A 6,181-nucleotide genomic window follows, 5' to 3' on the forward strand; every position below is an offset into this window, starting at 1 on the left:
ACTGAGCCCTGTAGAGTACAGAGCCCGTTCCGCTGTAGCCTAGACAATTACTGTCCAACTTTTGGGGCGCACTTCAAGACCGCCATCGGGGGCAAGCCCCCTCCCACAGGGTATGGCTGATGCCCGGTGCTCTAAGTGTGGGAGAGGGCCTCCTTCCAAAGGCAATTCCCCTTCCACAGGGTATGGCTGAAGCCCGGTGTTCCAAGTGTGGGAGAGGGCAGGCCTCCTCCCACAGGCAATTCCCCTTCCACAGGGTATGGCTGGTGCCTGGTGCTCCAAGTGTGGGAGGGGGCTTGCCCCCGATAAATGTCAGTCACCACTGCAATCAGGCCCGTTACCTCATTCGATCAGCCCTTGAGCTCCTTCAAGTGCTTGTAGACCGTGGCCCGCCCCATGCCCAGCACATTGGCCACGTAGTTCGAGGCGCTCTTGCCCTTGAACGCGCCTTCGGCGTGCAGCGCCAGTACCAGTTCGCGTTTGTGGTCGCGGGTCAGCAGGTTCAGGCTCAGTTGACGTTCGCGCAGCCAAGCGTGGAGGAAGGTGTTGATGCGCTCCTGCCAGTCATCGCGAAACAGGGCGTCCGGCTGCGGGATCAGTCTGCTCGGCGACAGGAACAGGTCCAGCGCAGCCTTGGCGTTTTCGAACAGGGAGATATTCAAGTTGATGCACAGCACCGCCAACGGACGATCCTGGGCGTCGCGCAGGACAGTGCTCAGGCTGCGAATTTTCTGACCGTCCCAGTTGAGCTTCTCGTACGGGCCGATATTCACTTCGCTGATTTCCTCGCTGAGCATGTCCTCCAGCGCCGAGTCATCGCCGATGGCGCGTTTAGACAGGTTGTTGGCGATGTAATCGACGGTTTGTGTGCGCAGGTCATGCAGCACTACTTCGGCATGGGGGAAAAACAGCGTGGCGATCGCATCGGCAATCGCGCGGAAATTCTGCAGGGCTTTGTCGTGTTCGGCGGTGTTCATCAATGGGGCTCCAGGCGGGCGGGGGAGAGCATATCAGCGTCCAGACCGAAGCGGGTCAGTGCCTGGGGCAGCGGTACTCCGCGCACCAGTGCCGCGCTGGCCTGGCCCATGGCCGGTGAAGTCTGAATCCCATAACCGCCTTGCGCCGCGACCCAGTACAGCCCCGGCACCTGGGGATCGAAGCCGCTGAGCAGATCGCCATCGTGCACAAAACTGCGCAGCCCGGCCCAGGTGCGAGTGGGGCGGCGGATGCTCAGGGTGGTGGCTTCTTCGATCTGGTAGATGCCCATGGCGATATCCAACTCTTCGGGCTGCACATCCTGTGCCTGCACCGGGTCGGCATTGGCCGGCGAGCCGAGGAACATGCCGGCGTCGGGTTTCATGTAGAAGGCTTCGTCCAACGCTACCAGCATCGGCCAGGCATGGCTGTCCACACCGTCGGGGCCGGCGAAGATAAACGCCGAGCGGCGCTTGGGTTGCAGGCCGATGGACGCGGCGCCGGCCAGTCCGCCGATATGGTCGGCCCAGGCGCCAGCGGCGTTGATTATGATTGGCGCGGTGAAGGTGGCGTCCTGGGTGCTGACCTGCCAGAGCCCGGTACTGTCGCGCCTCAAGCCCAGCACCTCGCTGTCGGTGCGCACGTCGCCGCCATTGCGCCGGATACCGCGCAGATAGCCTTGGTGCAGGGCGTCGGTGTCGATGTCGCTGGCGGTGGGGTCGTAGATCGCGCCGTGGACTTTTTCCCGCCGCAGGATCGGTAACATCTCACAGGCTTCATCGGCGCTCAGTTGCACGACCTGCGCCACAGTGGCCTTGGCGCTCAGATATTGCGCGTTCAATTCGGCCGGGTCGCCGCTGAAGTCCACGGTCATTTCGCCCCGTGGCGTGAGCAGCGGGTGTTCACAGAAACCGGCAGGCGGATGGTCAAAAAAGTCGCGGCTGGCCAGGGTCAGCGCGCGCACTTGCGGGGTGCCATAGGCGGCGGTATAGAGCGCCGCCGAACGCCCGGTGGAGTGATAGGCCGGGTGGCTTTCACGTTCCAGCACGATCACCTTGCCGTGGGGCGATAGCCAGAACCCCGTGGAGGCGCCGGCAATGCCACCGCCGATGATGAGGTAGTCCGCGTGGTTCATAGCTGTCTCCAGAGGGCATTGGCCAGGGCGATGTCTTCCAGGCCCAGGCCGATGGAACGGAAGAAGACGTGGCGATCATAGGTCGGGCGCGGCACCAGGTCACTGAGCAGCTCGGATAGGTCGCCAAGCACCATGCGGGGGTGCCAGCCGTGCTGTTCGGCGGCGATCAGCATTTCGCCGGCTGCGGTGGGGGTGGTCTGGCGATAGTCGCAGAACACCTGCATGCCCGTGAGGCTGTGGGGCGGCACTTCATGGGCGCGCGGGGCATTGGTGCTGATGGAGGTGATCAGCGCCGGTTTGGTCAGGCGTGTCGGGTCGAGCACGGGGCCTGCCGAGGAGGTACACAGCAGGATCACATCGGCGTCGTCCACGGCGGCCTCGCAACTGGCGGCGATGCTCAGGCGCGGGTCCAGGCAGTGGAGGGCGTCGTGATTGGCCGTGACCGCGCTGGGCGAAAACAGACGGATGCTCTGCCAGTCCCGCAGGTTCTTCACATACTGCACGTGGGCCTGGGCGACTTTGCCGCTGCCGATAACCGCCAGGCGTTGGGCCTGCGGTGCGGCCAGTGCGTCCACCGCCAACGCCGTGGCGGCGGCGGTGCGCGCGGTGGTTAGTTCGGCGGCGTCGCACAACAACAACGGCTGGCCGGTGTGCATCGACATCAGCAGCGTCCACGCCGTTACCAGCGGCCCTTGTTCGCGCACGATGTAGGGCGAAGTCTTGACCCCATACACACCCTCATTGGCCAACACACCGAGGTAGTTGATGAAATCACCGGCACTGTGGGGGAATTGCACAAGCTGCTGCGCTGGCTGCACCGCGTGCCCGGCCGCCAGATCGCGAAACAGCGCGCGCAGGATCTGCGGTACGTCGAGGCGGGCCAGGTGTTCGCGGGCCTGGGTCTGGTCGATCACAAAAGGAGGAGTGAGCATGGGTGTCTCCGGCGTAAACTAATTTGTCCATTATGGACTTTTAGTTCTTTCTGGCAACGGATAAGTTTTACCCTTTGAATGCAAACCCACCGGATAGCCTGTCTTTCAGATACCCCACCAACGCACTTACCGACTTGGGCACATGGGGTGAGTACGGGCGGATCAAATAGATTTCATCGGCAAACGCGCCCTTGAGCGTCCAGCCCTTGAGCACCTGTACCAGTTTGCCGCTGGCCAGCGCGGCGTGGGCGCTGAAGTCCGGGAGCAGGGCGATGCCCAGGTGGTGCAGGGCCGCATCGCGCAAGGCTTCGCTGTTGTTGGTGGCGAAGCTGCCAGCGATGGGCACGGTGATGCGTTCGACGGTTTTGTGGTTGCGTTCGAAGGTCCAGGCCGGTTGGTCGGCACCGCGCGGGTAGAACAGGCAGTTGTGCGCCGACAGCTCGCCGGGCTCGCGCGGTTCGCCGTGGTGTTGCAGGTAATCCCGGGTGGCCACCAGCACCGAGCCGGTGTCGCACAGCTTCCAGGCCACATGGGTTTCCGGCACCTGAAAACCATGACGTACCGCCAGGTCATAGCCTTCGGCGGCGAGTGAACTGAGGGCATCGGACACGTCCAGTTGGATACGCACCTGTGGGTATTGCTGCAGGAACCCCGACAGGTGCGGCACCAATTGCTGGCGAGCAAATGCCACTGGCGCGGTGAGGCGCACCAGGCCGCGGATCTCTCCTGCGGCGTCGCGCACCGACGAAAAGCTGCGAGCAATCTGTTCGTAGGCACTGCGCACGTCACGGGTCAATGAATGCCCTGCATCGGTCAGCCGCACACTGCGGGTGGTGCGCGTCACCAGGCGGGTACCGGTGGCTTTTTCCAGGTCGGAAATACGTTGGCTTACGGCCGACTTACTCACCCCCAGACGCGCGGCGGCGGCGGTGTAGGTGCCGTGTTCTTCCAGTACGGAAAGCCAGTGTATATGGGTCCACAATCCTTCGATCTCGGATTTTTCCATGGCTGTATTGTTCGCCTATAAGGACAATAAGTTCTGGATTCTGCTCTGGTTGGGAACAAAGCGAAAGCCTAAGGTGTGTACCAACGCTAACCACCTGGATCGACTGCCATGACCCACACCATTGAGCACTACATCAACGACCAGCGCGTTTCCCGCGATGATCGCTACCAGGATGTCTACAACCCGGCCACCGGCGAGAAAACCGCCCGCGTTGCGCTGGCCAGCTACCAGACTGTGTCCGAAGCCGTCGCTGCCGCCCAGGCCGCTTTCGCCGGCTGGGCCGACACCCCGCCGATCCGCCGCGCCCGCGTACTGTTCCAGTACCTGCACCTGCTGCGTGAACGCAAAGACGACCTGGCGCGGATCATCGTCGCCGAACATGGCAAGGTGTTCACCGACGCCCAGGGCGAAGTCGACCGTGGCATCGATATCCTCGAATTCGCCTGCGGCATTCCCAACCTGCTCAAGGGCGAGCACTCCGACCAGGTTTCCCGGGGCATGGACAACTGGACTATGCGCCAACCCTTGGGCGTGGTGGCGGGCGTCACGCCGTTCAACTTCCCGGTGATGGTACCGATGTGGATGTACCCCATCGCCATAGCAGCGGGTAACACCTTCATCCTCAAACCCAGCCCCACCGACCCGAGTGCGTCGTTGTTCATGGCCGAGCTTCTGCGTGAAGCCGGCCTGCCCAAGGGCGTGTTCAACGTGGTGCAAGGCGACAAGGAAGCGGTGGATGCACTGATCGAACACCCGGACGTCAAGGCCGTGAGCTTCGTCGGCTCTACACCGATTGCGCAGTACATCTACGAAACCGGCGCGCGGCACGGTAAGCGCGTGCAGGGCCTGGGCGGCGCGAAAAACCACATGGTGGTAATGCCCGACGCCGACATCGAAAAAACCGTCGACGCCTTGATGGGCGCCGCTTACGGCAGTGCCGGCGAACGCTGCATGGCGATTTCCGTGGCGGTGCTGGTGGGCGATGTGGGTGACAAAGTTATCGCCGCCCTGACCGAACGCGCCAAGCACCTGCGCATTACCGACGGCCGCGACCTTAAAGCCGAAATGGGCCCCATCGTCTCCCGCGCAGCCCTGGAACGCATCAGCGGCTACATCGAACAAGGCGTGCAAGCCGGCGCACAACTGCTGCTGGACGGCCGCGACTACGTGCCCAACGAACCGGGCCTGGAAAACGGCTTCTGGCTCGGCGCGACACTGTTCGACCACGTGACCAAAGAGATGAGCATCTACCGCGAAGAAATCTTCGGCCCGGTACTGGCCTGCGTGCGCGTGAATGACTTCGCCGAAGCGGTAAAACTGGTTAACGACCACGAGTTCGGCAACGGCGTCAGCTGCTTCACCCGCGACGGCCACATCGCCCGCGAATTTGCACGACGCATCGAAGTGGGCATGGTCGGCATCAACGTCCCGATCCCGGTGCCGATGGCCTGGCACGGCTTTGGTGGTTGGAAGAAAAGCCTGTTCGGCGACATGCATGCTTACGGCACTGAAGGCGTGCGCTTCTACACCAAGCAGAAGTCGATCATGCAGCGCTGGTCGGAGAGCATCGAACAGGGCGCTGAGTTTGCGATGCCGGTTTCCAAATAACATAGTTGGGAGGGTAAATGTGGGAGGGAGCTTGCCCCCGATTGCTGCGGATCAGCTAACAATAATTTGGCTGACCCACTGCTATCGGGGGCAAGCCCCCTCCCACAGGCGTTATGTGGTGCCGGTGAGAATGGCTTTAACGCCGACCCGCCCGCGTACTCACATCCACCCACACGGCCAACACCAAAATGCTGCCCTTCACAATCATCTGCCAGTAACTGTCCACATCCAGCATCGACATGCCGTTATCCAGGCTAGTGGGAAAAAGAGCCTGTTCGGCGACATGCATGCTTACGGCACTGAAGGCGTGCGCTTTACACCAAGCAGAAGTCGATCATGCAGCGGTGGTCGGAGAGCATCGAACAGGGTGCTGAGTTTGCGATGCCGGTTTCCAAATAACATAGTTGGGAGGGTAAATGTGGGAGGGGGCTTGCCCCCCGATTGCTGCGGATCTGAAGTGCGCCCCAAAAGTTGGACAGTAATTGTCTAGGCTACAGCGGAACGGGCTCTGTACTCTACAGGGCTCAG

At 62.2% G+C, this 6,181-nt stretch carries 5 protein-coding genes and 1 pseudogene; 1 reads left to right on the forward strand and 5 read right to left on the reverse strand.

Annotated elements, in window-relative coordinates:
- Window positions 1-347: 347 nt before the first annotated feature.
- The 4 genes from ACFZPT_RS26440 to ACFZPT_RS26455 form a co-directional block, all read right to left on the reverse strand.
- Window positions 348-974, reverse strand: coding sequence for a transcriptional regulator (locus ACFZPT_RS26440; RefSeq protein WP_034112961.1), 627 nt, complete (start codon window positions 972-974; stop codon window positions 348-350).
- Window positions 974-2,107: an FAD-binding oxidoreductase gene (locus ACFZPT_RS26445; protein ID WP_099313000.1), complete on the reverse strand. Its 1,134-nt coding sequence runs from the start codon at window positions 2,105-2,107 to the stop codon at window positions 974-976. Before ACFZPT_RS26445 ends, ACFZPT_RS26440 begins: the two co-directional genes overlap by 1 nt.
- Complete coding sequence (locus tag ACFZPT_RS26450) at window positions 2,104-3,039, reverse strand: ornithine cyclodeaminase family protein (protein WP_099313001.1); 936 nt, start codon at window positions 3,037-3,039, stop codon at window positions 2,104-2,106. Before ACFZPT_RS26450 ends, ACFZPT_RS26445 begins: the two co-directional genes overlap by 4 nt.
- 67 nt (window positions 3,040-3,106) lie before the next feature.
- Window positions 3,107-4,045 carry a LysR family transcriptional regulator gene (locus tag ACFZPT_RS26455; protein WP_040267928.1) on the reverse strand — a complete coding sequence of 313 codons (939 nt, stop codon included), beginning with the start codon at window positions 4,043-4,045 and terminating at the stop codon, window positions 3,107-3,109.
- Between the two features lie 108 nt (window positions 4,046-4,153).
- Here ACFZPT_RS26455 and ACFZPT_RS26460 point away from each other — a divergent pair, with 108 nt between their 5' ends.
- Window positions 4,154-5,653 carry a CoA-acylating methylmalonate-semialdehyde dehydrogenase gene (locus ACFZPT_RS26460; RefSeq protein WP_099313002.1) on the forward strand — a complete coding sequence of 500 codons (1,500 nt, stop codon included), beginning with the start codon at window positions 4,154-4,156 and terminating at the stop codon, window positions 5,651-5,653.
- Window positions 5,654-5,789: 136 nt separating this feature from the next.
- Here the strand turns inward: ACFZPT_RS26460 and ACFZPT_RS26465 are convergent.
- Window positions 5,790-5,924, reverse strand: a pseudogene (locus ACFZPT_RS26465) (sugar ABC transporter permease); the annotation flags it as partial.
- Window positions 5,925-6,181: the final 257 nt, after the last annotated feature.

Source organism: Pseudomonas sp. MD330_10 (assembly GCF_042610415.1).
Taxonomy (GTDB): Bacteria; Pseudomonadota; Gammaproteobacteria; order Pseudomonadales; family Pseudomonadaceae; genus Aquipseudomonas; species Aquipseudomonas rhodesiae.